Below are 1592 nucleotides of genomic sequence, written 5' to 3'. Positions count from 1 at the left end.
CCCGCAGGATCTGCTCCAGGGCGGGGACGTTCACCCGGGGCTGGCCCATGAGGCCGAAGGTGGGGTAGAAGACGCCCTTCAACTCCACGGGGGTGAAGTGGACCATGTCCACGTTCTCCGCCCCCAAGACCGCCGTCGGCGTCCCCTCGGGGAGCACGATCAGGAGGGCCTCCTCAAAGCGGGGCCCGAAGCCCGTCAGGTACGAGAAGTTGGCCGCGTGCTCCCGGTCGGCGTAGACCACCACCGCGTCCAGGCCCTCTTGCTTCATCCGGGCCCGCAGCCGCGCCAGCCGCCGATCGTAGACCTCTTTGGTCAGGTGGGGATACTTTGGCGGCACCTCGCAGACCGGTGCGGGCACCTCCGTCCAGGTTACCTGAGTTGCCATCTCTGCCACCCCTCCCCGTACGTGACCCCGGCGCACCGTTCCATGGGCCCTCACGCCCGCTTGGCCCGCCGGGACCGGACGTCGATCAAGACGGCCACCATCAAGATGAAGCCTTTGATGATCTGCTGCCAGAAGGACTCGACGTTGAGCATGCTGAGGCCGTTGTCCACGCTGGCCATGATGAGCGCGCCCAAGAGCGCCCCCGGGATGCTCCCGTACCCGCCGGCGAGGCTGGTACCGCCCATGACGCAGGCGGCGATGGCGTCGAGCTCGAAGCCGTTCCCCGCGTTGGCCGTGGCCGCATTGAGGCGGGCCGTGAGGATGACGCCGGCCAGACCCGCCAGGAGGCCCATGAGGGCAAAGATCTGCACCGTCACCCGCCGCACGTTCACCCCCGACAGCTTGGCCGCCTCCAGGTTGCCGCCGATGGCCCAGGTGTACCGCCCCAGCTGGGTCCGCCGGTAGATGAAGGTGAAGATCATGGCGGCGATGATCAGGATGATGACTGGCACGGGAATCCCCCGGTACCGGTTCATCACGACGACAAAAAGGATGGCCAGGGCCGAGTAGAGGGCGGCCGCCGCCCCGTCCATCCACGCTGCGTGGACGGGCAGCCCGTGGCGGATCCGCTCTCGCCGGGCCCGGAAGGTCATGAGGAAGATGGCGGCCACCGTCACCGCCGCCAGGGCCACGCCCGCGCCGGTGCTCAGGTAGGACTGGCCCAGGCTCCGGAAGAGCGGCTCCATGGGGCCGATGTTCACCCCGCGGGTGATGCCCAGGATGCTCCCCCGGAAGATCAAGAGGCCCCCCAGGGTGGCGATGAAGGCGGGCACCCCACCGTAGGCCGTCCAGACCCCGTGCCACAAGCCCACCAGCAGGCCGACGAGGAGCGCGGCGAGGATGGCGATCACCGAGATCACCCAGCTCTCCTGGAGCCAGGCCACGCCCCAGGCCTGGGCCAGGGCCGGGAGCCAGCGCACCTGCATCATGGCGGCAATCGCCCCGGCCAGGCCCGTGAGGGACCCCACGGACAGGTCGATGTGGCCGGCGGTGATGACGAAGGTCATGCCGATGGCCAGGAGCCCGATGATGGTCGTCTGCCGGAAGAGGTTGGACATGTTCCGCGGGGCGAGGAAGACCCCGTCGGTGGCCACGGGAATGCGACCCGCCGCGCCTAGTCGGCCCTCCCGCCTAAGGCCCCCTCACC

2 protein-coding genes are annotated in these 1592 nt (G+C 69.3%); both read right to left on the bottom strand.

All coding sequences use genetic code 11. The features are described from left to right. Window positions 1-385: aminopeptidase P family N-terminal domain-containing protein (locus FWJ67_RS11040; RefSeq protein ID WP_304173334.1), on the bottom strand; the 385-nt coding region annotated here is incomplete at its 3' end. Between the two features lie 50 nt (window positions 386-435). Next, window positions 436-1539, bottom strand: coding sequence for a sugar ABC transporter permease (locus FWJ67_RS11035; protein WP_414482845.1), 1104 nt, complete (start codon window positions 1537-1539; stop codon window positions 436-438). Between the last annotated feature and the right edge of the window lie 53 nt (window positions 1540-1592).

The sequence above is a fragment of the Limnochorda sp. genome (assembly GCF_047459355.1).
GTDB lineage: Bacteria > Bacillota > Limnochordia > Limnochordales > Limnochordaceae > Limnochorda.
The sequence above is the reverse complement of the archived record's forward strand: the minus strand, read 5'-3'. Positions and strand labels throughout refer to the sequence as shown.